Source organism: Acinetobacter sp. YH12200 (genome assembly GCF_013418175.1).
GTDB classification, from domain to species: Bacteria; Pseudomonadota; Gammaproteobacteria; order Pseudomonadales; family Moraxellaceae; genus Acinetobacter; species Acinetobacter pseudolwoffii.
On record NZ_VPCO01000020.1, the window covers coordinates 1 to 26,441 of the forward strand.

Below are 26,441 nucleotides of genomic sequence, written 5' to 3' on the forward strand. Positions count from 1 at the left end.
TAAGCCTGCCGCCAGCGTTCAATCTGAGCCATGATCAAACTCTTCAGTTTAAAATCAGTAGTGCCTAAAGGACACCAATCTTGGCTCATCAATTTTCTGACAAATATTTCTCAAATAAACTTCGAGTAATTTCTACCATCAATCAATGAAAATAATTTCGATCGATCAACCAGTAAAAATCCACACAAGTTGTTCTTCATAATCTCTTAATGATCTTCTTGCTGATTCGTCACCAGCAAGCTAGGTCGGCTATATTACACTGAATTTCTAAAGTGTCAATCCGTAATTCAAATTAATTTAAACTTATCCAACAAAACCCAATCTTAACACTTCGCGCTAAGTTACTGTTTTATCAGAAGTTTTAATCTTCATTACTGCCGATGGATGTGCATTCTACAGCATTTCACACCCAACACAACCCCTATTTCTAAATAATTCAGCAAAAACCCAACGACTGTTTATTTATTCTACAAAAAGTGCAGGTTTTCCTATTTCCTGAGTAAAAAATATACATTCCAAGGAGGTTTATAGTGTTTATTTACTTATAAAAGATATTTCTGGTGGATTTCAGATTTATATTGTAATTCATCTTTTCTTTAGTAAGAAAAATATAGATATCAAGACTGATAAATTATTTATATTTCCCTTTTATATAAATGCTGAGGAACGCATACACTTCACCAAAATAAAATAGTATGAAAATGAGAATGCCTCAATATTCCCCCATCCTTAAACGCATCATAATCCTTCTTCAGCAAAAGACATAAAATAAAAAACCCATCTCACCTGCATAGCTATATTGAGTGAAAAATAAATTGATATAGAGATACAAGTGATTACATAAACAATTATTAAAAAGGCGACTATAAATAATATTGTGTATTTTTTATATTTATTAAATTTTAGGCATAAAAAAACCGCTTAACGCGGTATCTTTTATCTCGACCATCTTTAAGGAGATGGTCGGAGCAGTAGGATTCGAACCTACGACCCCCTGGTCCCAAACCAGGTGCACTACCAGGCTGTGCTATGCTCCGATTTCAACTTTAAAAGTTGGGGTGAATGACGGGATTCGAACCCGCGACAACTGGAATCACAATCCAGGGCTCTACCAACTGAGCTACATCCACCATCATTTTGATTCTTAACATCAAGCGACCAAATGGCGCGCCTGACAGGATTCGAACCTGTGACCATCCGCTTAGAAGGCGGATGCTCTATCCAACTGAGCTACAAGCGCGTTACTGATGCAAACATCATTTGCCTTGAAGAATTGGTCGGAGCAGTAGGATTCGAACCTACGACCCCCTGGTCCCAAACCAGGTGCACTACCAGGCTGTGCTATGCTCCGATTCATCTCAGCTTTCGTATCGAACATCGTTCGGTACGGTGTGCATTCTAGGCGTGACGCCCGGAGACGTCAACACCTATCTTAAAAAAAAACCTAAAAAACGCGCCAAGCGTTTATTTATCAAGCGCTTCAGACATTTTTTATACAAATTTTAACGTTTTAGTCCGGCACTAAAATTCAACATGCGATCTAGAGGCAGTTTTGCGCGTTCAGCCAGTACAGGATCGACATGTACTTCCTGATCCTTATGCTGTAATACATGCAAAATACCATCCAGCTCATTCATTGCCATCCACGGACAATGCGCACAAGAACGACAGGTTGCCCCTTCCCCCGCAGTTGGTGCCTCAATCAGGATTTTATCGGGAACTGCTTGCTGCATTTTATAGAAGATACCACGATCCGTAGCCACAACTAAACGCTGATGTGGCAAAGTCTGTGCGGCTTTAATCAGTTGCGAGGTACTGCCTACTGCATCGGCAATCTCGACTACAGACATGGGGGATTCCGGATGTACCAACACCGCAGCATCGGGATAGAGTGCTTTCATATTGACAATACCGCGTGAACGGAATTCTTCATGCACGATACAGGCACCATCCCAGAGCAACATTTCTGCACCGGTTTTGCTTTGGATATATCGGCCCAAGTGCTGATCCGGCGCCCAGATAATTTTTTCACCGAGACTATCCAGATGTTCAATAATTTCCACTGCACAGCTAGAAGTCACTACCCAATCGGCACGCGCTTTCACCGCTGCGGAAGTATTGGCATACACCACCACGGTATGATCGGGGTGCGCATCGCAAAAAGCTGTAAATTCATCAACCGGACAACCAAGATCCAGTGAACAGGTTGCTTCCAGGGTTGGCATCAGCACGGTTTTATCTGGAGATAAAATTTTTGAGGTTTCACCCATAAATTTCACTCCTGCCACCACCAACGTAGAGGCTGGATGATCGCGACCAAAACGTGCCATTTCCAGAGAATCCGAAACACAACCACCGGTCAACTCAGCCAGTTCTTGCACTTCAGGATCGCAATAATAATGCGCCACCAAAACGGCATCCTGTTTTTCCAGCTCAGCCTTGATTTGTGCAAATTTGTCTAATTTTTCCTGCTGGCTCATTTGATGTTCTTGAGGAACGCCTAAACGATCTAAATGCGCCTGCACAATCGACTTTGCTTCATTGGCTATTAATTTGGTCGCACTATTCATAACAACTCTTACTCTACCCTAATTATCCGTTATGACACGGACATTTACCCTACACCCTAATCACAATTGGCAAAATGCCATTTTTGACCAGTCATTAAAAATCATAAGATATAAAAAAAGCCCCACAACGGAGGCTTTAGAAACGATCTGAATTATGAACGATAATCTGCATTAATCTTGACGTAATCATAAGACAGGTCACAGGTATAGACCGTGTCTTTCGCTGTACCACGTCCAAGATCAACACGAATCGTCATTTCAGCTTGGGCCATCACACCTGCACCAGCTGCTTCAGTATAGTCTGCCGCCGCACCACCATCTTTACAGATTTGTACATCATCTAACCAAACCTGAATTTTTGCAACGTCTAAATTCGGCACACCAGCATAACCAATCGCTGCCAGAATACGCCCCCAGTTTGGATCAGAAGCAAAAATCGCAGTTTTAACCAATGGCGAATGTGCAATGCTATAAGCCACATCACAGCATTCCTGAATATTAGCACCACCTTCTACCGCAACTGTAATAAATTTGGTGGCACCTTCACCATCACGCACAATCAGTTGCGCCAAGCGTTTCATGGTACGCATTAACACATCAAGCACGACTGCATAACGTGGATCTTCAGTCGAAGTAATTTCAGCCCCCCCGCCTTGACCTGTGGCAATCAAGATGCAGGAATCATTGGTTGAAGTATCACCATCGATGGTAATGCGGTTAAACGACACATTTACTGTTTCTGTTAATAACTGCTGAACCAGTTCACGGCTGATTGGAGCATCGGTTGCCACATAACCCAGCATAGTCGCCATATTTGGACGAATCATGCCGGCACCCTTGGAAATACCGGTCATGGTATAGGTGGCACCATCCAGCTCGAACTGCTCTGAAGCGCCTTTCGGTGTAGTATCTGTGGTCATGATTCCCGTTGCAGCATCGACCCAGGCATCATCACGCAATGAGTCTAGCGCAGGTTGTAAACCGCTGAGCAAACGCTCCATTGGCAATTGCTCGCCAATGACACCCGTAGAGAATGGTAAGACTTCAGCAGCCTGTACCCCTGCCAGTTCAGCCAGCTTGGCACAGGTGGCTTCTGCATTTGCCATGCCTGTAGGGCCGGTTCCTGCATTGGCATTACCGGTATTGATCACCAGGTAACGCGGATTCCCTACCTGTAAATGCGCTTTAGATACATGCACAGGGGCTGCACAGAAGGCATTTTGAGTAAATACCCCTGCAACATTGGAGCCTGCAGCCAGTTCAAATATCACCAGGTCACGTCGGTTCTGATAGCGCACATAGGCTTCAGCCGAACCAATTTTAACCCCTTTTACCACATGCATCTGTGGCATAGATACGTCACCAACTGCCATTTTAAAGTCCAATATTGAAGTTTCGGAAAAATACAGCTTAGTTGATCTGCAACAAAAAATCGAGCCAAAGCCTGAGTCAGCTTGAGATTTATGATGGATTTTCACAATAAAAAACCAGTCATCAAGACTGGTTTCTGCATTTTAAAAAATCGGAGATTTTAATTTTTCGCAAGTTGCCCTGCTTCATTTAATAAAGCCTGCTTCGCTTGCTGCTGACTCGCGGCAGAAAGTGCCGGATTAGATGCCACAATACGATCTGCATTGGCCGCATTGGCCGGTGCAATCGCAGCGGTCTGCAACACAATCGGGCGATTCTGATTGGCAAAGGTATAACGAATCCCGGTACGCGGGCTGGCCACGGTCACTTGTTCATCTGTACGTTGTACTTGAGCTGTAGTAGAACCCACTGCTTGCTGAACTTTATCAAGTGTCGTGGTGGCTGCAGTTTCTGCAAAACTTAAAGCAGGCATGGCCAAAGCGGCAATCATGAGCGTTTTTAATACTTTTTTCATTCAGGTTATTCCACTTTTCGGTGTTGAATGAGCCATTAAATACCATTTAATCCGCAGGACTGCAAATAGTATTCAGTTTCTGAAAAATCTTTATACATAAAAAATCAGAGCCATGTGGCTCTGATTTTCAATATCGCTTAGATTCTGCCATGACACTGTTTATATTTCAGGCCTGAACCACATGGACAAGGTGCATTACGGCTTGCCGGCGCTTCAAAGACTGGCGCTACCGGATTTGCCTCAGCATTTTGTTCAGTCGTATTTTCATGTTCATCTGCCAGTAAACCGTCGAACTCATCATGAGATAACTGCAAACGCATTGCCTCAGCCTGTGCCAGCTGCTGCGCTTCCATTTCAGCCAGCTCTTCAGGTGTTGGAACATGAATACGCGATAAATCTGTAACGACATCCGATTTGATGACACCCAGCATATTCACAAACAGGTTATAGGCTTCTTTTTTATATTCCTGCTCTGGATTTTTCTGTGCATAGCCACGTAAATGGATGCCCTGACGCAAGTAATCCATCGCTGCCAGATGTTCTTTCCAGTGACGATCCAGAGAATTCAGCATAAAGTGACGTTCAAGCGATGCTGCAGATTCCGCACCCATTTGTTCACGACGTGAACGGTAACGATTCAGTACTTCATCGCTAATACGCACCACCAATGCCTCTTCATCGAGACGACGGTCCTGTTCCAGCCATTGTGCGATAGGAAGATCCAGTGACATGTCTTCACGCAAGGCCAATTCCAGACCTTCAATATCCCACTGGTCATGAATCGACTCAGGCGGAATATAATTGGCAATTACACCCTGCATCACTTCACGGATCATTTCTTCAATATAATCTTGCAGCGAATTTTCTGCCAGAATGTCATCACGCTGACTATAAATAATCTTACGCTGTTCGTTATTCACGTCATCGTATTTCAGCAAGTTCTTACGAATATCGAAGTTACGTGCTTCGACTTTACGCTGTGCATTCTCAATCGAGCGAGACACCATTTTGTGTTCAATCGCTTCATCTTCCTGCAAGCCCATGGCACGCATCATACCCACCACACGGTCACCGGCGAAAATACGCATCAAGTCATCTTCAAGCGACAGGTAGAAACGCGATACACCCGGATCCCCCTGACGGCCTGCACGACCACGCAACTGGTTATCGATACGGCGTGATTCATGACGTTCAGAACCGATAATATGCAAGCCACCCGAATCCAGAACAGATTGATGATTAACATCCCATTCCGCTTTCAGACGCGCTTCGTCATCGCTTGTCGGATTTTCAATTTTGGCCAGCAATGCTTTCCAGTTACCACCCAGCAGAATATCGGTACCACGCCCCGCCATGTTGGTGGCAATGGTTACGGCACGCGGCGCACCAGCTTGCGCAATAATATCCGCTTCACGTTCGTGCTGTTTGGCATTCAGTACTTCGTGGGTAATGCCCGCAGCTTTCAGCTTATCGGATAGAATCTCAGATGCTTCGATGGTTGCCGTACCAATCAAGATTGGCGCAACACCGGCTTCATGCACACGCTGAATTTCTTGAATAATCGCGTTATATTTGCCTTCACGATTTAAATAGATTAAATCGTTCTGGTCATCACGGATCATTGGACGATGGGTCGGAATCAGCACCACATCCAGACCATAAATTTCTTTCATTTCCGCGGCTTCAGTATCAGCGGTACCGGTCATACCCGATAATTTTTTATACAGACGGAAATAGTTCTGGAAGGTTGTGGTTGCCAGGGTCTGGTTCTCTGGTTGAATTTCCAGACCTTCTTTGGCTTCTACCGCCTGATGCAAACCTTCAGACCAGCGACGGCCCGGCATGGTACGACCGGTATTTTCATCGACGATAATCACTTCACCATCATTGATGATGTATTGCACGTTACGTTGATATAAATAATGGGCACGAATTGCCGCAGTCACATGATGCAACAGATTCAGGTTCGACGCTGAATACAAGCTCTCGCCTTCTGCCAACAAGCCCATTTCAATCAGTTCACTTTCAATGGTTTCAAAACCCACTTCAGTAATTTCAACTGAACGCTGTTTTTCATCAATCCAGAAGTGACCGCCATCCGGCACTTTCTCTTCTTTCTGTGCCTGTAATTTTGGTGGAATATTATTAATGGCTGCATAAAGCTGTGAAGAATCTTCACTTTGACCGGAAATAATCAGCGGAGTACGTGCTTCATCAATCAGGATCGAATCGACCTCATCAATAATCGCATAGGTTAAACCACGCTGCTTTTTCTCAGCCAGCGAGAACACCATGTTGTCACGCAGGTAATCAAAGCCAAATTCGTTATTGGTACCGTAGGTAATATCGGCACGATAAGCTTCCGCTTTTTCCATCGGATTTTGCATGGAATAAATAATCCCGATGCTTAAACCCAAAAATTCAAATAATGGACGGTTGAGCTCGGCATCACGTTGTGCCAGGTAATCGTTCACGGTAATGACATGCACACCCTGACCGCTGATGGCATTCAGGTAACAGGCCAAGGTACCCATCAGGGTTTTACCCTCACCGGTACGCATCTCTGCAATTTTACCTTCGTGCAAGGTAATACCACCGATCAGCTGCACGTCATAATGACGCATGCCCATGACCCGCTTGGCGGCTTCACGACAGACTGCAAATGCTTCAGGCAATAATTTATCGAGGTTTTCACCCTTATTATATCGTTGTTTGAATTCTTCAGTTTTTGCAGATAAGTCTGCATCGCTAAGGGTAGATATCGTCGGCTCGAGCACATTAATCTTGTCTACGATTTTACGCATGCGTTTGAGTTCGCGCTCATTTTTGGTACCGAAGATTCCTCCGATCAGACTTGCCAACATGAATAGACTCTCTAAATCTTGCTTGTCAAATGAATATGTTCTTAGTCGTTATTATGGTGCTAGAAATTTGAACTACAAGGGTTTTGCTATAAAACCGCTGAAAAAAATCTGATCCTGAGTTCTAGCCCCGAGATCTAAGGCAAAGTAATGTAGCAAACTTTAGCTGTGCAATATAGTCAATTAGACGACTGATTTGTTTGATTCTAGATAGATAAAACAAATCACTTATGCTATTTATTCATAAAGAAAGCTAAAAACACTATTTTTAATCATAAAAAAATTAGTTCATATTAAATCTCATCTCTACATTAAAAGACCAATTGAGGCAAAAAGATGAGTTTACGTCTAGGCGACACCGCACCGAATTTTGAACAGAAATCCAGTGAAGGCCTGATTAATTTTTATGATTTTCTGGGCGATAGCTGGGGCATTTTATTTTCACATCCGGCGGACTATACGCCGGTATGTACTACTGAACTTGGTTATACCGCAAAGTTGAAAGATGAATTTGAAAAACGTGGTGTCAAAGCCATTGCCTTATCGGTTGATGATGTTGAATCGCATCATGGCTGGATTAAAGACATCAATGAAACGCAAAATACCACGGTCAATTTTCCGATCATTGCCGATCAGAATCGTAAAGTGTCTGAACTATATGACTTTATTCACCCGAATGCCAGTGAAACGCTCACAGTTCGCTCTTTGGTGGTCATCGATCCAAACAAAAAAGTCCGTTTGATTATTACCTATCCGGCATCGACGGGTCGTAATTTCCATGAAATCTTGCGTGTGGTGGATTCATTGCAACTCACCGACAGCCATAAAGTCGCAACACCTGCCAATTGGCAGCATGGCGATGATGTGGTGATTGTGCCTTCCCTAAAAGATGAGACTGAAATTGCACAACGTTTTCCTAAAGGGTATACCGCGATCACGCCTTACCTGCGCTTAACGCCACATCCTGAGTGAGGATCAGCAAGACACTGCTTCGCCCTGAGGAATATATTCCGCAAGAAGACGAGAAGCTATGCTTCGAGCAACAAATTAAAACGATTCCTTTTTAATTTTGCGCAACACAAGTGAAGTGCGCAGTAATAGATAAGCAGAGCACTGCTCTGTTCATAAAGAATATGTATAAGTACATCCACTCTTAACGTTGATGTATCTATATAAAAAGCAGCAAGATTAAAACTGAATTTCTAACCCGAATGACGTGCCGGTTTCGAAGTTCATCACCAGCCTATCTTTAGATAGGCTTTTTTAATCCTGAGAGCTTTGTCACCTTTTTAATTTTTGCTCCCCAATAAAAATGGATTCAGGCATAACCTGAATCCATTTTAAACCAAAGTACAGTAATACGCCGTCTTAGTTACGCTTATCTAAAGGCACCCAGTCAATCACCCAGGCAGATTTCATATTCAGACTGTCATCTGCAGCGATTTTTTTACGCGAAGCATCAGCAGTTTCCCGATCCTTTGATGGACCGACCATGATACGAATCCCTTTAGAGGTTGGACTCTTGGTCACTTTATAACCCTTGGCACGCAGTTTTGCCGCAACCGCATCTGCATTGGCTTCATTGGCTGCCAGTGCGACCTGCACCATCCACTGCTTGTCACTTTCACCTTCCAGCAATTTACGTGCCTGCTCAGCTTCTGCTTTCTTTTTGGCGTCTTCTGCTGCCTTTTTCTTGGCTTCTTCAGCCTTACGTTTGTCTTCGGCTTTACGTTTTTCTTCGGCGGCTTTACGTTCAGCTTCTTTCTTCTCGGCTGCCTTACGCTCTTCCTCAGCCTTACGTTTTGCCTCAGCCGTCTTACGTTCTGCTTCGGCTTTTTGCTGTTGCTCCAATTTACGTTTTTCTTCAGCCGCTTTGCTTTCAGCGGCTTTACGCTCCGCTTCTTTCTTGGCCGCTTCAGTTGAACTGTTGGCTTTTTGCTGCTCAAGCTTCTGCAGGGCTAGCTTTTTGTCTTGTGCAGCCTTTTCTTCAGCCAAGCGTTTCTGTTTGGCCTGTTCGTCTTCGACCAGTTCTGGTGGAATATTATCCGAGCTTTGCTGTCCCATACGATGCGCATTAAGTGCAGCATATTCTTCAGCCGCTTTACGCGCCGCATCTGCTTCTGCCTGCTGCTGCATCGCTAAAAATTCAGCCGCACGAGCCTCCTGCTCTGCCACAGATTTTTCCCGATCACGGCGTTGCTGTTCAAGTAAACGCTTTTCTGTTTCCACATCGACCGTCAAGGAACCCAGCGAATGATTCACTGCATCCTTAGTTTCCACTTCCGCAACCTGTGCCGGTTTCTGCTGACGATCCTGCTTGATTTCATCTTGACCTTTCAGGAGTAATGCTGCCAATAAAACACCACCACCGAGTAAAACAACACCGCCCATCCAGCGCTGTTTGTTATTCATTGACATTCTTCCAAATACTCCCATACCGCTTCTAAGGTATGAAATGATCCACATACCAAAATCAGCTGATTATTATCTGTTTGATCCAGTGCTGATTTAAAAGCTAATTTCACATTGTCAAATTGTTCTACCGCCTCACCGCCTAGAGCTTCAGCCAAAACTGTGAGCTCTGCCGCACGTGGGACGGATAATGGTGCAATTTTCCACAATTGAACCGTGTCTTTCAATAACTTGGTGACAGAATTTATATCTTTATCTGCCAACATTGAAAACACACAAACGATATTTTTATAGTTTTGATTGTAATTTAAATAGTTTCGCAACTGTTTCAGCAGAAACTCGACCCCATGCGGATTATGTCCGGCATCAAAAATCACGGTTTTATTCTGGATTTGACAGACTTCAAAACGTCCCGGCAACTTTGCAGTCTGAATCCCTTGTGCAATCGCCTGCTGACTGACCGTTAAACCGCTCAGCAAAATTGCAGCCACAGCGGTGGAAATATTATCCAGCGCCAACGATCCTGTAGGAAGTTTTAAGGTCGTACCCGAAGAGGCAAAGGCCCAAGACTGGCCATCTGCACATACTTCATAGAAATAATCACGATTCACCGCATATAAGGGCGCGTTGCATTGCTGAGTTTTAGCTAAAATGGCTTGTGGAATCTGTTGCTGTCCACCAAACACCACCGGAATATTCGGCCGGATAATTCCGGCTTTTTCAAAGGCAATTTTCTCGATGCTATCACCGAGCCAATCGGTATGATCCAGACCAATATTGGTAATCACTGCTACATCCGGATTAACCACATTAACCACATCCAGACGACCGCCCAGACCGACTTCCAGCACCCAGACATCACATAACTGATCTTTAAAAATCACAAAAGCGGCCAAAGTGGTCGCTTCAAAGAAAGACAGGCTCAAATCACATTCGCGACGAGCCTGATCCACCTGAACAAAAGCATCCACCAACAACTGATCTTCAACTTCAATGCCGCGCAGTTTTACCCGCTCATTGAAACGGTACACGTGTGGAGATTGATACAGTCCGACCTTGAAGCCTTGTGCATTCAAAATCGCAGCCAGTGTGGTGGTGGTTGAACCCTTACCATTGGTTCCAGCCACCGTCAGCACTTTGGCCGCCGGACGTGTCACACCGAGCTTTTCAGCCACCGGAATAACCCGTTCCAGACCTAAATCAATACCCGTAACGTGAACATGGCTCCAATAATCGAGCCATGTACTTAAAGAATCTGTTGCTAGCGGTGCTGTGTTCAATGCAGGTTCATCAATTTCGTAACAATACGGTAAACTGTATCACGTAATGCGTGACGGTGAACAATCTGATCGATTACCCCATGATCAAGCAAATATTCCGCGCGCTGGAACGGTTCTTCCAGTTTTTCACGGACAGTTTGTTCGATCACTCGTTTACCGGCAAAGCCAATCATCGCCTTCGGTTCAGCCAGATGTACATCACCCAGCATCGCCAATGATGCAGTGACACCACCGTATACCGGATGCGTCAATACCACCACATAAGGCAGGCCTGCTTCTTTTAAACGCTGGATAGCAGCCGAAGTACGTGCCATTTGCATCAAGGACAACATGCCTTCCTGCATACGTGCACCGCCTGAAGCAGCAAAGCAGATCAAGGGCTGACGGGCTTCAATCGCACGCTCTGCCGCCTGAACAAAACGGTCACCGACCACTGTCCCCATAGAGCCGCCCATGAAATCGAATTCAAATGCACAGGCAATCATTGGGACATCTTTTAGCAGGCCTTGAATCACGACCAACGCTTCGGTTTCGCCGGTTTTCTTTTGCGCTTCTGCCATACGCTCTGGATAAGCTTTGCTATCGACAAACTTTAACGGATCTTTAGCCTTAAACTCCTGACCCAGTTCAGTCTGTACCTGGTCAAAGAACCAGTTCAGGCGATCACGGGCTTTCATGCGTAAATGCTCATCACACTGCGGACAAACATAGGCATTGAATGACATCGCGGTACGGGTCACCAAAGCATGACATTCAGGACACTCGACCGTAGGCTCGGTAAATGTCGCTTTGTAGATCGTTTGCTCATCGGGTACATGAATGCCTGGAACAATGCGTTCCGTCCATGGGGTCGATGGGCTCAGAATTTTGCCTGATTTCACGGGTTGACTCATACTATAACTCATCGAGCGCTGCTCGAAGCTCCTTGACTTTATTCACCGTCGCAACAACGGCTTGTTCTGGTGCAAGCGTTGCAAACTGCTTTACAAACGCACTTCCCACAATAACTGCATCGGCAGCAACACCCATCGCTTTCGCAGATGCAGCATCGCTGATACCGAAACCTACGCCTACAGGAACATCAGTCACAGCTTTAATCTTTTGAATGCGGGCAGCGGCTTCAGAGACATCTAAAGTTGCTGCACCGGTCACGCCTTTCAAGGATACATAGTAAATAAAGCCAGTGGCCTGTTTCGCTACGTGTTGAATACGTGCATCGGTTGAAGTGGGTGCCAGCAGGAAAATCTGATCCATGTCATATTTTTCCAGTACTTCACCCAGACTTTGTGCTTCCTCTGGCGGTAAGTCCACCAGCAGCACGCCATCTACTCCACATTCGTAAGCATAAGCCACAAACTTTTCATAGCCAATCACTTCGACCGGATTCAGATAACCCATCAGCACCACAGGTGTTTCGCGATCTTTCAAGCGAAATTCTTTCACCATGTGCAGTGCGTCCAAAGTATTGGTTCCGCCTGCCAGCGCACGTTCAGCCGCTAAAGCAATTACGGGACCATCTGCCATCGGGTCGGAGAAAGGAAGACCCAGCTCAATCACATCGACACCCGCCTCTACCATTGCATGGAGCAAAGGTACAGTGACCTCTGGATGCGGATCACCAGCCATCACATAAGAAACTAAAGCTTTACGCTGTTGAGATTTAAGTTGTTCAAATCGTGTGGCTAAACGTGACATAGGGCTGAGCTTTCCTTAACGTGTTTCAAACTTGAGGCATTGACTATGTAAAAATACAAGACGTCGCATTGTAACGCTATTTTTTGTCCAATGAACAGTCTGCGATACCGACCTCGAGTATTTCATTTCCTGTACGAAGATTTCAAAACAATTCGGAAGGGTCTATTTACGATTATTTTGATTTTTTTCACAATGATCAAAGATGCCTAATTTTGCTATTAGCCAAAATCCTGAATATTTAGATAAACTTATTTTTATCATGCAAAAATTAATAAAAATGCAGATGTTAGCGCATTCATTTAAAGTTTTCTGAAATTGCAAAACCTGCTTTATACTAGTCCTATTCTCTTACTTTTTTATCTCCTATGCAGACTGATTCTGAGGCTACAGTGCAGGCACGCGCCATTGCACTGCTGCCGCTTATTGTATTTTTAACCCTGTTTTTGGGTAGCGGGATCTATCATTCCCTGATTGGAACCGAATTCGCGTTCTATCAGGTGAAAGCGCCTGTTGCTGCCCTGCCTGCGATTATTTTGGCTGCATTGGTGTATCGCGGCAAACTCAATCAGGGCATTGAAGCCTTTCTAAAAGGGGCCAGTCATCCGAACTTAATTTTGATGTTTATGGTGTTTATGCTGGCCGGTGCCTTTGCCAGTGTCAGCAGTGCGATTGGCAGTGTGGATGCCACGGTACAACTGGGCCTGTCGATTATTCCGCCTGAATTTATCTTGCCGATGCTGTTTATCATCTCGGCATTTATTGCCACGGCGATGGGCACCTCCATGGGCACCATTGCAGCTTGTGCCCCGATTGCCTTTGGTTTTACCCAGGTCACCGATATTAATGTGATCTACGCCATTGGTGCAGTCGTAGGCGGTGCCATGTTCGGTGACAACCTTTCCATGATTTCAGATACCACCATTGCAGCCACCACCAGCCAGCGGGTGCAATTACGTGACAAGTTTAAAGTCAATGTCTGGATTGCTGTACCGGCCTCTATCAGCACCATTGTGATTTATATTTTAAGTACAGGCAGCTCCAGCCCCGTAGAATATAAAGATTTTAACTGGTTACTGGTCTTACCTTATATTGCGGTCTTTGTTTTGGCTTTTAGTCGCCTGCATGTCCTCGCAGTACTGACCATTGGTGTTTTGCTTTCGGGTCTGTTCGGTCTGTTTGCGACGCCTGAATTTAACCTGCTCAAGCTGAATACTTCGATTTATGACGGCTTTGTCGGCATGTTTGAAGTGGCATTACTGTCCATGTTTCTGGGGGGTCTGTCAGCGATCATGCAACGTGAAGGTGGTTTACGCTGGCTAATCGAGCGCATTTATAGCCTGACCCGTCTGTTTAAAGTTGGGCAGCAAAGGGCCGGCGAAATCGGGATCAGCTTTCTGGTGGTATTTTCAAATATCTTTATGGCCAATAATACCGTCGCAATTATTCTGTCGGGTGATATGGCACGTGAAGTCGCCAAAGAATACGGCGTGGATCCCAAGCGTTCTGCAGCACTGATGGATATTTTCTCCTGCGTGGTACAAGGTCTGATTCCTTATGGTGCACAGTTGCTCCTCGCCTGCTCGATTGCAAAAATCTCACCGGTTGAACTGATTGGCGGCTTGTACTATTGCTGGATTCTGGCCATCTTCGCAATTGCTGCGATTGCGTTGAGATTCCCCAACCTTAAAGCAACCGCTTAATCTCTGTATCATCCTCACATCAAAAAGCGATCTGATTGGGTCGCTTTTTTATTGCTGTGCATGCTTTAACTGTTTCTTGCGCTGGAACAAAGTCTGTCCGGTGGCTGCTTTATAGGCGCGGGCCAAGGCCGACTGGTCGGAATAATCCAGCGCTTCAGCAATCTCGCTCAGACTAAGCCCCTGCTGTAACAAAATCTCACAGCGTTTGATGCGCTGCTGTTGCAGCAGTTTTTTAAATGAAGTTTGATATATGCTGAATAAGCGTTGCAAGCTTCGGGTCGACATCCACAACTGCTGGGCAAGCTGCTCAATTTTGATCGCCTGTTGCCTGGTTCGCAACTGTTCGGCAATGATTTGCTGTGCTTGCTGCAAGGTATTTTCAACAGGTGCTTTTGCTGCAATCGCCTGTTCCGCCTGAAGAGTCAGCAACTGCAATAATATGGGGTCAGCATGCTCAGACCCATGAGCTAGCCCCTGTACATCCAGTTCCAGAGCATAATAATCTTGAGAAAACTGAACCTCACAGGCAAAGAATTTTTGATAATGTATTTGTGCCATTTCAGCTGCATGAGCCAGTCGTACACAACGCAATAAAAGTGGCTGCTCTTGCAAAATAACCCGTCCCAGTTGCACCATTGCTGCCATGGTGAGCTCATTTAACAAATTATATTTTTCATCTAAATAGCCCCAATAGAGTTCCATACTGTGTTCATGCTGCTTCAACTGTAAAGGCACGAATTCACTGCCATCAATCACCAGCCGCTGAAAGCGCATGCTATAGCCGATCATTTCCGCGACACTACTGCTACGTGAAACCATATAACCCAGTACACCAAAATGCTCAGGACGAATGACCTGCACGATTTCAAAAATCAGCTGCGGACAGTTCAGATGTTGCCGAGTAGTTAAAATAATATGATTCAACAATTCCAAAGGTACTTGTGTATCAAAAGGCTGATCGATGAGGGTCACAAGCGAGTCATGCACATCTTGCAGAAAGTCGGCAGTTAAGGGTTCAATCCCCACATCACGCAAATAAGTCGCCCAGAGCTGAAGATAACCATTGGATATTTTTATGTCTTGCATGTGCGATTCTCGCTGGCAGCTCTAATCTGACCAGTTTTATTTTCATTTGGCATAAAATGTATAAAAATTGGCAAGCTCTGTCAAAACAATGGCGAGATTCGCCGACATACTGTCAGCATCGTCACAAAAAAGAATCTACAAGATGAACGCCATATTAAAATCCGCCCTACAGCCTGTGGTTCGCACCCAACTTGATTTTAAACTGGATGAAATTCCACGTTACTGGTTCGGCGGCGATCCCTTTATGACACGCATGTTCGATGCCCTGAGCCTGACCTTTCCAGACGGCGAGCGCTATTTTATTCAGAGTGTCCGCCTGTTCCGCGATCAGATCCAGGACCCGGAACTGCAACAACGTGTCGCGGATTTTATCCGCCAGGAAGCCCAGCACGGCATCGCGCATGACAAAATGAATCAGTTGATGCGCGAGCAAGGCATGCCTGTAGACCAATTTATTGAACGTTTAAATAAAATTTTCAATTATGATCTGAAGCACCGCTCACCCCAGTTTAATATTGCCATTACCGCTGCGGCAGAGCACTTAACGGCGCTTATGGCAGAAACTTTTTATGGACAAAAACAGACCCTGAAAGATGCCCATCCTTTTGTACGGGCATTATTGGCCTGGCATGCCATTGAGGAAATGGAACACCGCGATGTAGCTTTTGATGTGATGAAAAATGTGGCTAAAACCCCAGAATTTACCCGTCGAGCCACCTTAGTCAGCACGACCATTTTAATGTTTAGTTTTACCGTCTATCGTGCCAATGTCATGCTGAAACATGATGGCTTTAGTCCCTTGCAACGCTTGCAGATGAATATCAAGAGCTTACCCTGGTTTTTTGGCCCAAAAGGCACATTGACCCGAATGGGCAAACAGTATCGAGACTGGTTTAAAAAAGACTTTCATCCGAGTCAGCACCCAGTGATTGCCCAATACGAGGTCTGGATCAACACCCTAAATGAAACCGGCGATCCGATTCAAGCCGGTGAAGCCTTCTGGCAGGCCGCGAAAGACTAAACGTGAGCATCGCTTAAATCAAAAAGCCTTCAAAATTGAAGGCTTTTTGATTTAAGCTGATTTACCATTTGGCATAATGCTGCTCAAGCAAGGCATATTCATTCAGTAAAATAATTTCCTGATCATCCTGCTGAATGGTGCCACAGACTTTGGCCTGCCACTGGCTAAACTGGCTGCCGACCAGACGCAAATTCAGATTTTCATAACGTCGCCAGCCTGTGCTTACAGTCAGATTTAGCTTTTCATCTAGCGATTGAATCGTCCATTGAGTTTCGGATGCCTGCTGAAAGAGCACATCAGCCAATGGATAAATTTTTCCGTTGATCCACAAACAGTTTTCATTACCAAAGCTTTCGTTAACACCGGATGCTAAATTAATTCCAATCCGCTGATTGGTCGCATCCCAAAAGTTACACGACAACCAAAACCAGGCAGTTTCTGGACGTAAAAAGCCACAGGTGTCATCCAGCAAGGCAAAAGTTCGTTCGTTAAATTGAATCTTTTGTTTTTGTTTATTTAAAAAATAGCCTTCGCAACCTAAGGTCGTGAGCTTTTGCGTATAAGTCCAACCGTTGATACCAGTTGGGCTACACATACTTAAAGGATCGGTTCCTGCACAAAAGATTCGTGCACTGAGCTGAATTTCGCCGTATTTACTGACATTGATATAGCGCACACCGTTGGCATGCTGAATATCGACCTGAAAAGGCGATTTATGAAAATAACTGTGATTGAATAATGGTTGTTCATCCAGCACAGTATGGCGAGACAGGAAATTAATCGCATTCCATTCCAGAACGTCATTGGTCATATGGTTGTAGACATAGACAAAACTGTGCCCTGCCCATGCAATATCGGCAATCGCCAGCCCAATGGTATAATGTTCGTGCTGAATACTACAAAATTTGAATTTCTTATATTTTAGATGCTTACGCCAGCCTGACAGCACCTGACCATAAGGGTTCTTGTATTGATATGCCTGATAGTCAATACTTTTTGGAAGTTCCTTGAAACGTCCATAGTGCGGTTGTCCATTTGCCTGAATTAAATCCATTTAAGATGTTCCATCTCAGTCAAAAGCTGTTTTTCCTTTCCGGTATTATGCAGATTATTGAACTTTGATAAAGATTTTTTTTAAGTCACTCGTCGAATCCTGACCCTCAGCCACGCTATAGCCCTATGCTTCAGTTTTAAATCGTAAGATAGGTATTTTCCCAGCGATTCGCACTAAAATGTCCCTCCACCAGCTGTACATATCGGCCATACACCTGATCAATCGCAATGCAATCATCGACATCCAGCACCCGGTCAGTATGCTGTTTTTGCCAGTGCTTGGCGAAATAAGCTTTACCGCGCTGTTTTGCCACCATGGCATTCTGTGCCACCACCAGCACATAACGGTGCAGCTCACCAAATTCACGTGCATCATAACCACCTAAATTAATCAGCCAAAGCTTTTCGGCAGCCTGATTCGGGGCAGCATCGCTAAATTGAACGTGATAATTTTTGCCCTCGAACTCCAGTCCATTAATTTGCGCCCAAGCATCAATATGCAGCCCTTTTTGCTCGGCAAACCAGGCATTTTTCAGTTGAGGATAGGTTTCTTCCAGAGTTTCGCCTACTGCCAGTACCACATCATGAACTTCTGTATTGGCACGGGCATGACGGCCACCAAGCATCACAATAAATAAACTGGGCATTCGATTTCCTTATTTCGCTGCAATTTTAAGAATGATTTGATCAATGCTTAGAAGTATATCGCAAAGTAATTCCATGATATTGAGGTGATGATTCGTCAAGACAAATTTCCTCAATTGACCCGAAGAAATTGTCCCGAAATAGTATCTGCTTACTCAACATTTATTTGTATTTCGAGATCATCACGATCCCGCCCAATGCTCAAAAACTCATCTTCAGTGAATACAATCTGGTAGCATAAAATTTCCTTCCAGCACCACAATGATTTCTAATCGCAGAAAATTATTTTTTTGTACAAAATACAAACACAGCTAAACCATACAAATCTGTACAAATTTTCGCCCAAATTTCAATCTAAAAGCATATTTCGTTGACTGAAATGCGCTGAAAGACGATACTCTCAATGTTTTTATTTAAGCAAATCGGTTCAATGAGGCTGGACCAAAAGTTCGGCCCTCAGAAACTCAATCCAACGCAAGGGGCTATATATGGCTGGTGGAAAGTCAACTATCATTTACACACTGACCGACGAGGCGCCATTACTGGCGACTTATTCTCTGCTGCCGATCATTGAGACCTTTACTAAGCCAGCTGGCGTTGAGATCGTCAAAAGTGACATCTCTGTAGCTGTGCGCGTGCTCTCTGAATTTACAGATTACCTAAGCGAAGAGCAAAAGGTGCCTGACACTCTAGCTGAGCTAGGTCGTCTTACACAAGATCCAGACACGAACATTATCAAACTCCCAAATATCAGTGCTTCTGTTGGCCAGCTAACAGCGTGTATCAAGGAACTCCAGTCTAAAGGCTATGCCCTTCCTGACTATCCTGAAAACCCGGCCACTGAAGAAGAAAAAGCAATCAAGGCACGTTATAGCAAATGTCTTGGTTCAGCAGTAAACCCGGTACTACGTGAAGGTAACTCAGACCGTCGTGCACCTGCTGCCGTTAAAAACTATGTGAAAAAACACCCACACTCTATGAGCGAGTGGAAACAGTGGTCTCAAACTCACGTTTCACACATGGACGAAGGCGACTTCTACCATGGCGAAAAGTCGATGACTTTAGACCGTGCACGTAATGTGAAAATGGAATTGATCACCAAGTCTGGTAAAACCATCGTTCTTAAGCCAAAAGTTGCGCTTCAAGATGGCGAAATCATCGATTCAATGTTCATGAGCAAAAAAGCGCTTTGCGATTTCTATGAAAAAGAATTAGATGATTGTAAAGAAGCCGGCATCTTGTTCTCACTTCACGTGAAAGCAACCATGATGAAAGTTTCACACCCGATCGTATTCGGTCACTGTGTGAGAATTTACTACAAAGACGCATTTGAAAAACACGGCAAGTTATTTGATGAGCTTGGCGTGAACGTAAACAACGGTATGGCTGGTCTTTATGAAAAGATCGAAACTCTACCAACCTCTGTACGTGAAGAAATCATTGCAGATCTACATGCTTGCCAAGAACATCGTCCAGCACTTGCGATGGTTGATTCTGCCAAAGGCATCACGAACTTCCATTCACCAAATGACGTGATTGTAGATGCTTCTATGCCTGCAATGATCCGTGGTGGCGGTAAAATGTGGGGCGCTGATGGCAAACCTTATGACTGTAAAGCCGTCATGCCTGAATCAACATTCGCACGTATTTACCAGGAAATGATCAACTTCTGTAAGTGGAATGGCAATTTTGATCCACGTACAATGGGTACAGTACCGAACGTTGGTTTGATGGCACAAAAAGCGGAAGAATACGGTTCACACGACAAAACTTTCGAGATCTCTGAAGCGGGTATTGCTAACATCGTTGATCTTGAAACTGGCGAAGTGTTGATGTCACAAAACGTGGAAGAAGGCGATATCTGGCGTATGTGTCAGGTGAAAGACGCACCGATCCGCGACTGGGTGAAACTTGCAGTAACGCGTGCACGTAACTCTGGCATGCCGGCAATCTTCTGGCTTGACCCGTACCGTCCACACGAAAATGAACTGATCAAGAAAGTTGAAAAATACCTGAAAGATCACGACACTACCGGTCTTGATATCCAGATCATGTCACAAGTACGTGCAATGCGTTATACGCTTGAACGTGTTGCGCGCGGTCTAGATACCATTTCTGTAACAGGTAACATTTTACGTGACTACCTGACTGACTTGTTCCCGATCATGGAATTGGGTACATCTGCAAAAATGTTGTCAATCGTGCCGTTAATGGCGGGTGGCGGCATGTATGAAACAGGTGCAGGCGGTTCTGCGCCTAAACACGTACAGCAGTTAGTTGAAGAAAACCACTTACGCTGGGATTCACTCGGTGAATTCATGGCGCTTGCAGTTTCTCTAGAAGAAATGGGTATTAAAGAAGGCAATGACAACATCAAGTTACTTGCTAAAACTTTAGACCGTGCAACTGGCAAATTGCTAGATAACGACAAGTCACCTTCTCGTCGTACTGGCGAACTCGACAACCGTGGTAGCCATTTCTACCTGGCGAAGTTCTGGGCTGAAGAACTTGCTGCTCAAGACGAAAATGCTGAATTGAAAGCGAAATTTGCACCACTTGCAAAAACTTTAGCTGAAAATGAAGAGAAAATTGTTACTGAGCTTGCTGAAGTTCAAGGTAAATCAGTAGACATCGGTGGTTACTACGCTGTTGATCAAGAGAAAGTAAATGCAGTGATGCGTCCAAGTGCTACTTTGAATGCAGCACTTGCTACGATCTAAGCTTTTGCAAAACTGACTTGATCAGTAATGTAAAATAAAAAAACCGGCGTCTAGGCGCCGGTTTTTTATGTCTGATTGATGTATCAAAGTTATTCAATTAATCTATTTTTCGCTATAGATATAAATCATCATCTTACTGACAAAACCACTCAAATTCAGTCAAAAACCATTTTAAGAAATGATGAAAATAAATACTTTTAAATATACAGACAATAAAAAACCCCAAGACTGAATGTGCTTGGGGTTTTCTAGAATTTTGGTCCCGAGGGTCGGACTCGAACCGACACGTCATCTCTGACAGCGGATTTTGAGTCCGCCGCGTCTACCAATTTCACCACCTCGGGAGTGGATGAAAGGTATAATACGCGATTTCTCGGCACTGTCAACGCAGAATATTTACATTTGTTTATTTTTAAAACAAATGGCATTTTTTCGTTTTAAAATCGAGCAATTCCCGCTATAAAAAAGAAAAAAGTTTATACTAGCCGCAGTTTTTTTAGCGTAAATCATCATGCAACTTTCTGATTTTAATTTTGATCTCCCCGATGAGCTGATTGCTCGCTATCCTCTGGAAACACGCAGTGCCTCTCGCCTGCTGCACCTCGACGCACACGGTCAATATCACGACCATCAATTTACCGACATTCTGGACTTGCTTGAAGACGGCGACTTACTGGTATTGAACGACACCAAAGTCATGAAAGCACGTCTAAAAGGCAAACGTGCCTCAGGCGGTGCCATAGAAGTACTGGTTGAACGCATGATGGATCAGTTCATTGCACATTGTCATATCAAGGCCAGCAACTCACCGAAAGCCGGTGCAGAACTGTTTATTGGCCCAGATGCAGTAAAAGTGACCGTGCAAGGTCGTCATGAAAACCTGTTTATTGTGGAATTTTCACAGCCGATTTTAGACGTCTTAGACAAATATGGCGCCCTCCCTATTCCGCCCTATTTCAACCGTGAAGCAGAAGAAATTGATACCGAACGTTATCAAACTGTGTTTAATGATCCAACCAAGCTGGCCAGTGTCGCAGCACCTACGGCTTCTCTGCATTTCGATAAAGACTTATTGAAAAAGTTAGCAGCCAAAGGAATTCAAACCACCTTTGTCACACTACATGTGGGCGCAGGTACATTTTTACCAGTACGCACTACCGATATTGAAAATCACATCATGCACAGCGAATGGTGCCAGGTGTCCGATGAGTCGATGGAACTCATCAAAACAACTAAAGCGCGTGGCAATAAAGTCATTGCCGTTGGTACAACGGCTACCCGTGCCACAGAAAGTGCGGCGCAGGCCAATGGCAGTGAGCTGAAAGGCTGGACCGGTGATACCCAGATTTTCATTTATCCGGGTTATCAGTTTAAAGTGATCGATCGTTTGATTACCAACTTCCATTTACCAGAATCGACCCTGTTAATGCTGGTGTCTGCCCTGTCCAATCGTGACAACATTCTGAATGCCTACAAGCATGCAGTAGACAGCCAATATCGTTTCTTCAGTTATGGCGATGCCATGCTGATTGATCAGGCACAATAGCGAGAATAGCTGCCCATGCCGATCGAGTCTGTACAACAGTCCATTCATATTCGCCGCAAGAAAAATGCAGTGGTGTTTCAGAATATCGCCCGGCTGTGGGATTTGGGCCGTCAAGCCAAGAGTCATCAAGACCTGCTGGACGGATTGCATCCCTGGAATGGCCCGATAACGCTAAAATTTGAAAATAATCTGCCATTGGCGCTGGCTGGTATTGGTTTGTTGCTCATCGTCAGCATTTTTATTGCACCGGAAAATATCTGGATTCAAAGTGGCGTTTTTCTGGGCGGTCTGCTGCTGTTCTGGGCCTATCTTTGCTATGAGCAACAACAACCATTAGATGAAATTATTGGCTTTCTGGAAGATGCAGCACTGGCCAAAAAATATCAGCTTGCCTTTCAGCAACAGCCACAGCATATTTCAATTCCTTTAAATCCCCTGCATTTTATTGGACATTTAAAACGTTTATTCCCCTTATTCAATCAAGGTTCTTTGAGTAATGAGATTACACGTTATGCCAGCACGGTATGGGAAGATGAAAACGGCCAGCAACATCAGGTGCTGCTGTTTCAATATCACTATATTGATGAAGTACAGGTTCGCAACAAGCAAGGGCAGCCGGTTAAATTAATGCAGGTTCACAAAGACCTGTGGGGCGTGTTTGTCTTTGATATCCAGATTCAGGGACTGGCGGTCACGACTTCTCGACGTAAATTTTATTATCCTTATAACCATCCCTGGCATAGTAGCGATATTCGTACCAATCAACGCTTAAGCTTTTATGGCAGTGATCCGATGCAAACCGCCAAATTACTCAGTCCGGGTTTTGTACTGCGTCTGGCCGATTTTTTTGCACAGCGTCAGGGGGATTTACTGTTTCATCCGGAAAATCGGATGCTCTGCTATCTGGGGCCTCATGATTTATTTCAGGTGTCGAGCAAGCATCGTCATATCAATGATATTTCGACATTGCGCGGCCATCTCAGAACGTTTAAATTAAGACAACTCGAACAGTTACAACATGATCTTGTGCAGTTTTTAAAATAACTGCTTTTTTTTAAATCAATATTTTCAGAATATAAATATGAATTGGGGATATCTCGCATGGGATTTTTGGTTTTATGTTTGATTATTATTGCGCTGATTGTGCTGATCATTATGATCCGCAACAGTATTGTCCGTCATCACAACGCGACGATTCGCGCCTGGTCGGATGTTGCCAGTTATGAACGGCAGAAACTGAAAATTCTGGATGGACTGCAGCCGCTGGTCGAGCAATATTCTTCTTTTGAAAAAGGCACACTGGAAAAAGTCACCGAACTGCGTCAGAACATCATGAATTTAAATATCAACGATGCCGACATTTCTCAGTTACAGCGCATTGAAAGCCTGAACAAACAACTCATGCATAGCCTCAATGTAGTGGTTGAAAACTATCCCGAGCTAAAAGCCAATGACATTTATCTGAAAATGATGGCTGAAATTGAAGAACAGAATGAAAATGTCGGTGCGGCAATTACCATTTATAATCGCAATGTGGAACTGTTTAATAACCAGATCCAGATTTTTCCACACAATGTGATTAATAATATGCTGTTAGGAAAAAAAGCAGTTCGCCCTTTTCGCGATCAGAGCGCAACCCAGAGTTTTGACTATCGTCCAAATTTTCACTGAGCAACTATCTCATCTGATCGACTTTCTCATCCTGGCGTACTCAACTTATAATAAAATGACCCAGGATGAAGCTACACCTTTATAAAACCAATAAAATAAAGAATAAAAATTATGCTGAATTATGTAGAGCGCTTAGAGCAGACGCTGGTGGAAGAATTTTATCAGCTTTATGACCATTATCAGGACGATGGAATCTATGCCTGTAGTCTGGTCTTTGACGAATTTTTACTGCTGGATGATCTGGCCATTTCGACTGAATGCATATTTTTAAAGATCCGGAAGATCAGCGGCAATATCTGGCTGAACAAGATCGCTGGAATGTCCCAAAATGGCGTTATCGGGCACAAGCTGCGCCCGACTCTGGACTGATCCCCTTCAAAACTTTGCTGGCTGATTATTTTAAAACCCAGCATAGTTTTGGTCATCCGCTATTAGAACAGCAACAGCTCCACACAACACATCTGGATTTATTACTGCAAACATTCAAACAGGCCAAATATCGCCTCTCCGAAGCCTATGGTCTGGATCTGGGCAATATACTTTTTTTCCTGAGCCTGCCAAACCAGGCCGAATTTGAACGCCGATCTGCACTGGAACTCAACCCAGAAAGTGCCTTATTGCAAAACTTTCTAGCCTCCCGACATGCCCAGCCTTTTTCTGAAATCAGTAAGCGATTAAAACTCTCGCAAAATGACAAAGACATTCTGATTGATCTGGAGCAAATGCTGGTGATGGAGCCTTATGATTATCTGCAAGTGGCGCACGATGCCTATTTGCTGACCTTGGAATCCTACTTTATCGACAGCAATATCTATATCCAGAAACTGATCCAGCATATTGCCGCCATGGCCTCTGAACCGGATGGCAGCTGTGCTCTTAGCCGGGAAGATATCCAGCAGCGCTTGCAACAGTTTTCTGCAAATTCGACTATTTCACCTGATCTTGCATTTATTCAACGATAAATAAAATTACAGAGCGAATGCTCTACAATGCTGGCGTTTAGCGTAAGAATCAAGGAAAATAGCGCCCTTTAGCTATGAACTAGCAGCGAACTGTTTTTTCGCCTGGATGTGGAACTCCTATGAAGTTTGAAAAATTAGGTCAGTCGGGTCGCGCCCGTCGTGGTCGTTTAACGCTTGAACATGGTGTGGTTGAAACCCCGATGTTTATGCCTGTCGGCACTTACGGTACGGTGAAAGGCCTGTTGCCGCGTGATATTAAAGAGATCAAGTCTCAAGTCATTTTGGGCAATACCTTCCATTTGTATTTACGTCCAGGACTCGATGTGATTCGTGAACATGGTGGCCTGCACGAATTTATGAAGTGGAATAATCCCATTTTGACCGATTCCGGTGGCTTCCAGGTATTCAGTCTGGGTGCAATGCGTAAAATTAAAGAAGAAGGGGTCACCTTCCGCTCACCCATCGATGGTTCAAAAGTATTTTTATCGCCTGAAATTTCAATGGACATTCAGCACACGCTGAACTCTGACATTGTGATGATTTTTGATGAATGTACGCCCTACCCTGCGACGCATGAAGAAGCGCAAAAATCCTTGCAACTGTCTTTGCGCTGGGCGAAGCGCTGTAAAACCCAACATCATGAGGTTCTGAAAAACCGTAATGCACTGTTTGGGATTATTCAGGGTGGCATGTATGAAGACTTACGTGAAGAATCGTTAAAAGGCCTGCTTGATATTGACTTTGATGGTTACGCGATTGGCGGTCTGTCCGTTGGCGAGCCTAAAGAGGAAATGATCAAGGTACTGGATTATCTTCCAGAACAAATGCCGGCAGATAAACCGCGCTATTTGATGGGTGTCGGCAAGCCTGAAGATATTGTGGAAGCGGTGCGCCGTGGTGTCGATATGTTTGACTGCGTGATGCCAACCCGAAATGCACGTAATGGTCATTATTTTGTCACAGATGGTCTGGTACGGATCCGTAATGCAAAATATCGTCACGATCAAAGCCCGCTTGATCCACATTGCGATTGCTACACCTGTACCAACTTCACTCGTGCTTATTTATTCCACCTCGAAAAATGTGGGGAAATGCTTGGTTCGATGCTCGGTACCATTCATAACTTGCGTTATTACCTGCGCTTGACTGAATCCATGCGTGATGCCTTGGACAACGGTACATTTGATGCGTTTGTGCAGGACTTTTATGCCCGTCGTGGCCTGGAAGTACCCCCTTGCCCGCAAGATTAATCCATCAGCATTTGCGCTGAGGAAAAAGACAATGTAAATTGCAAGAATATGTCAATTTATTATCAAGTTGATCACCAGTTTTTT

General features: G+C 44.4%; 19 protein-coding genes, 5 tRNA genes and 1 pseudogene. 9 read left to right on the plus strand and 16 right to left on the minus strand.

The window, feature by feature from the left end; all coding sequences use genetic code 11:
- Nucleotides 1-960: 960 nt before the first annotated feature.
- From FTU90_RS12260 to secA, 8 genes are all read right to left on the minus strand, one after another.
- Nucleotides 961-1,037, minus strand: a tRNA-Pro gene (locus tag FTU90_RS12260).
- Nucleotides 1,038-1,054: 17 nt separating this feature from the next.
- Nucleotides 1,055-1,130, minus strand: a tRNA-His gene (locus tag FTU90_RS12265).
- Between the two features lie 33 nt (nt 1,131-1,163).
- Nucleotides 1,164-1,240: transfer RNA gene (locus FTU90_RS12270), tRNA-Arg, on the minus strand.
- 34 nt (nt 1,241-1,274) lie between these two features.
- Nucleotides 1,275-1,351, minus strand: a tRNA-Pro gene (locus FTU90_RS12275).
- A 151-nt stretch (nt 1,352-1,502) separates the two neighbouring features.
- Complete coding sequence (nadA, locus tag FTU90_RS12280; RefSeq protein ID WP_159138818.1) at nt 1,503-2,570, minus strand: quinolinate synthase NadA; 1,068 nt, start codon at nt 2,568-2,570, stop codon at nt 1,503-1,505.
- A gap of 152 nt (nt 2,571-2,722) precedes the next feature.
- Nucleotides 2,723-3,943, minus strand: coding sequence for a bifunctional glutamate N-acetyltransferase/amino-acid acetyltransferase ArgJ (gene argJ, locus FTU90_RS12285; RefSeq protein WP_074383508.1), 1,221 nt, complete (start codon nt 3,941-3,943; stop codon nt 2,723-2,725).
- Nucleotides 3,944-4,101: 158 nt separating this feature from the next.
- Nucleotides 4,102-4,455, minus strand: a complete 354-nt coding sequence (locus FTU90_RS12290) for a hypothetical protein (RefSeq protein ID WP_005098054.1) — start codon at nt 4,453-4,455, stop codon at nt 4,102-4,104.
- Between the two features lie 137 nt (nt 4,456-4,592).
- Complete coding sequence (gene secA, locus FTU90_RS12295; protein WP_005098055.1) at nt 4,593-7,319, minus strand: preprotein translocase subunit SecA; 2,727 nt, start codon at nt 7,317-7,319, stop codon at nt 4,593-4,595.
- Between the two features lie 333 nt (nt 7,320-7,652).
- Here secA and FTU90_RS12300 point away from each other — a divergent pair, with 333 nt between their 5' ends.
- Nucleotides 7,653-8,288: a peroxiredoxin gene (locus tag FTU90_RS12300; protein WP_159138817.1), complete on the plus strand. Its 636-nt coding sequence runs from the start codon at nt 7,653-7,655 to the stop codon at nt 8,286-8,288.
- 396 nt (nt 8,289-8,684) lie between these two features.
- Here the strand turns inward: FTU90_RS12300 and FTU90_RS12305 are convergent, their stop codons facing one another.
- Genes FTU90_RS12305 through trpA form a run of 4 tightly spaced genes read right to left on the minus strand, consistent with a single transcriptional unit; the run spans nt 8,685 to nt 12,703 of the window.
- Nucleotides 8,685-9,734: an SPOR domain-containing protein gene (locus tag FTU90_RS12305; RefSeq protein WP_373683527.1), complete on the minus strand. Its 1,050-nt coding sequence runs from the start codon at nt 9,732-9,734 to the stop codon at nt 8,685-8,687.
- Nucleotides 9,725-11,008, minus strand: a complete 1,284-nt coding sequence (gene folC, locus FTU90_RS12310; protein WP_159138816.1) for a bifunctional tetrahydrofolate synthase/dihydrofolate synthase — start codon at nt 11,006-11,008, stop codon at nt 9,725-9,727. Before folC ends, FTU90_RS12305 begins: the two co-directional genes overlap by 10 nt.
- On the minus strand, nt 11,005-11,901 hold the full coding sequence (gene accD / locus FTU90_RS12315) for an acetyl-CoA carboxylase, carboxyltransferase subunit beta (protein WP_034608357.1): 897 nt from the start codon (nt 11,899-11,901) through the stop codon (nt 11,005-11,007). Before accD ends, folC begins: the two co-directional genes overlap by 4 nt.
- 1 nt (nt 11,902) lies before the next feature.
- Nucleotides 11,903-12,703, minus strand: coding sequence for a tryptophan synthase subunit alpha (trpA, locus tag FTU90_RS12320; RefSeq protein ID WP_159138815.1), 801 nt, complete (start codon nt 12,701-12,703; stop codon nt 11,903-11,905).
- A gap of 365 nt (nt 12,704-13,068) precedes the next feature.
- On the opposite strand from trpA, the gene FTU90_RS12325 reads away from it, so the two are divergent.
- Nucleotides 13,069-14,403 carry a Na+/H+ antiporter NhaC family protein gene (locus FTU90_RS12325; protein WP_180072730.1) on the plus strand — a complete coding sequence of 445 codons (1,335 nt, stop codon included), beginning with the start codon at nt 13,069-13,071 and terminating at the stop codon, nt 14,401-14,403.
- 48 nt (nt 14,404-14,451) lie between these two features.
- On the opposite strand, the gene FTU90_RS12330 is transcribed toward FTU90_RS12325, so the two are convergent.
- Nucleotides 14,452-15,489, minus strand: coding sequence for an AraC family transcriptional regulator (locus FTU90_RS12330; RefSeq protein WP_180072732.1), 1,038 nt, complete (start codon nt 15,487-15,489; stop codon nt 14,452-14,454).
- Nucleotides 15,490-15,631: 142 nt separating this feature from the next.
- On the opposite strand from FTU90_RS12330, the gene FTU90_RS12335 reads away from it, so the two are divergent.
- On the plus strand, nt 15,632-16,510 hold the full coding sequence (locus FTU90_RS12335) for a metal-dependent hydrolase (protein WP_180041030.1): 879 nt from the start codon (nt 15,632-15,634) through the stop codon (nt 16,508-16,510).
- Between the two features lie 61 nt (nt 16,511-16,571).
- On the opposite strand, the gene FTU90_RS12340 is transcribed toward FTU90_RS12335, so the two are convergent.
- Together FTU90_RS12340 and FTU90_RS12345 are read right to left on the minus strand one after the other, a co-directional pair.
- Nucleotides 16,572-17,564 (minus strand): DUF2804 domain-containing protein, encoded by a 993-nt coding sequence (locus FTU90_RS12340; protein ID WP_074383514.1) that lies wholly within the window; start codon nt 17,562-17,564, stop codon nt 16,572-16,574.
- A gap of 136 nt (nt 17,565-17,700) precedes the next feature.
- A complete protein-coding gene (locus tag FTU90_RS12345) occupies nt 17,701-18,210 on the minus strand; it encodes a DUF1543 domain-containing protein (RefSeq protein ID WP_005098068.1) in 510 nt (169 codons plus the stop codon).
- A gap of 486 nt (nt 18,211-18,696) precedes the next feature.
- On the opposite strand from FTU90_RS12345, the gene FTU90_RS12350 reads away from it, so the two are divergent.
- The gene (locus FTU90_RS12350) at nt 18,697-20,928 is read left to right on the plus strand and encodes an NADP-dependent isocitrate dehydrogenase (protein ID WP_074383515.1); all 2,232 of its coding nucleotides are present in this window, start codon (nt 18,697-18,699) and stop codon (nt 20,926-20,928) included.
- A 257-nt stretch (nt 20,929-21,185) separates the two neighbouring features.
- Here FTU90_RS12350 and FTU90_RS12355 read toward each other — a convergent pair.
- A tRNA-Leu gene (locus FTU90_RS12355) sits at nt 21,186-21,272 on the minus strand.
- 167 nt (nt 21,273-21,439) lie between these two features.
- On the opposite strand from FTU90_RS12355, the gene queA reads away from it, so the two are divergent.
- The 5 genes and pseudogenes from queA to tgt all read left to right on the plus strand — a co-directional run bounded on the left by queA (nt 21,440) and on the right by tgt (nt 26,357).
- The gene (gene queA / locus FTU90_RS12360; RefSeq protein ID WP_180072734.1) at nt 21,440-22,474 is read left to right on the plus strand and encodes a tRNA preQ1(34) S-adenosylmethionine ribosyltransferase-isomerase QueA; all 1,035 of its coding nucleotides are present in this window, start codon (nt 21,440-21,442) and stop codon (nt 22,472-22,474) included.
- A 15-nt stretch (nt 22,475-22,489) separates the two neighbouring features.
- A complete protein-coding gene (locus FTU90_RS12365) occupies nt 22,490-23,518 on the plus strand; it encodes a hypothetical protein (protein ID WP_180072735.1) in 1,029 nt (342 codons plus the stop codon).
- A 57-nt stretch (nt 23,519-23,575) separates the two neighbouring features.
- Complete coding sequence (locus tag FTU90_RS12370; protein ID WP_005098074.1) at nt 23,576-24,145, plus strand: LemA family protein; 570 nt, start codon at nt 23,576-23,578, stop codon at nt 24,143-24,145.
- Between the two features lie 111 nt (nt 24,146-24,256).
- A pseudogene (locus FTU90_RS12375) lies at nt 24,257-25,107 on the plus strand (hypothetical protein).
- A 119-nt stretch (nt 25,108-25,226) separates the two neighbouring features.
- Nucleotides 25,227-26,357, plus strand: a complete 1,131-nt coding sequence (tgt, locus tag FTU90_RS12380; RefSeq protein WP_005098076.1) for a tRNA guanosine(34) transglycosylase Tgt — start codon at nt 25,227-25,229, stop codon at nt 26,355-26,357.
- Nucleotides 26,358-26,441: the final 84 nt, after the last annotated feature.

Coding starts and splice junctions, on each gene's coding strand:
- nadA (WP_159138818.1), bottom strand. CDS start 2,570: ATGAATAGTGCGACCAAATTAATAGCCAATGAAGCAAAGTCGATTGTG.
- argJ (WP_074383508.1), bottom strand. CDS start 3,943: ATGGCAGTTGGTGACGTATCTATGCCACAGATGCATGTGGTAAAAGGG.
- FTU90_RS12290 (WP_005098054.1), bottom strand. CDS start 4,455: ATGAAAAAAGTATTAAAAACGCTCATGATTGCCGCTTTGGCCATGCCT.
- secA (WP_005098055.1), bottom strand. CDS start 7,319: ATGTTGGCAAGTCTGATCGGAGGAATCTTCGGTACCAAAAATGAGCGC.
- FTU90_RS12300 (WP_159138817.1), top strand. CDS start 7,653: ATGAGTTTACGTCTAGGCGACACCGCACCGAATTTTGAACAGAAATCC.
- FTU90_RS12305 (WP_373683527.1), bottom strand. CDS start 9,734: ATGTCAATGAATAACAAACAGCGCTGGATGGGCGGTGTTGTTTTACTC.
- accD (WP_034608357.1), bottom strand. CDS start 11,901: ATGAGTCAACCCGTGAAATCAGGCAAAATTCTGAGCCCATCGACCCCA.
- trpA (WP_159138815.1), bottom strand. CDS start 12,703: ATGTCACGTTTAGCCACACGATTTGAACAACTTAAATCTCAACAGCGT.
- FTU90_RS12325 (WP_180072730.1), top strand. CDS start 13,069: ATGCAGACTGATTCTGAGGCTACAGTGCAGGCACGCGCCATTGCACTG.
- FTU90_RS12330 (WP_180072732.1), bottom strand. CDS start 15,489: ATGCAAGACATAAAAATATCCAATGGTTATCTTCAGCTCTGGGCGACT.
- FTU90_RS12335 (WP_180041030.1), top strand. CDS start 15,632: ATGAACGCCATATTAAAATCCGCCCTACAGCCTGTGGTTCGCACCCAA.
- FTU90_RS12340 (WP_074383514.1), bottom strand. CDS start 17,564: ATGGATTTAATTCAGGCAAATGGACAACCGCACTATGGACGTTTCAAG.
- FTU90_RS12345 (WP_005098068.1), bottom strand. CDS start 18,210: ATGCCCAGTTTATTTATTGTGATGCTTGGTGGCCGTCATGCCCGTGCC.
- FTU90_RS12350 (WP_074383515.1), top strand. CDS start 18,697: ATGGCTGGTGGAAAGTCAACTATCATTTACACACTGACCGACGAGGCG.
- queA (WP_180072734.1), top strand. CDS start 21,440: ATGCAACTTTCTGATTTTAATTTTGATCTCCCCGATGAGCTGATTGCT.
- FTU90_RS12365 (WP_180072735.1), top strand. CDS start 22,490: ATGCCGATCGAGTCTGTACAACAGTCCATTCATATTCGCCGCAAGAAA.
- FTU90_RS12370 (WP_005098074.1), top strand. CDS start 23,576: ATGGGATTTTTGGTTTTATGTTTGATTATTATTGCGCTGATTGTGCTG.
- tgt (WP_005098076.1), top strand. CDS start 25,227: ATGAAGTTTGAAAAATTAGGTCAGTCGGGTCGCGCCCGTCGTGGTCGT.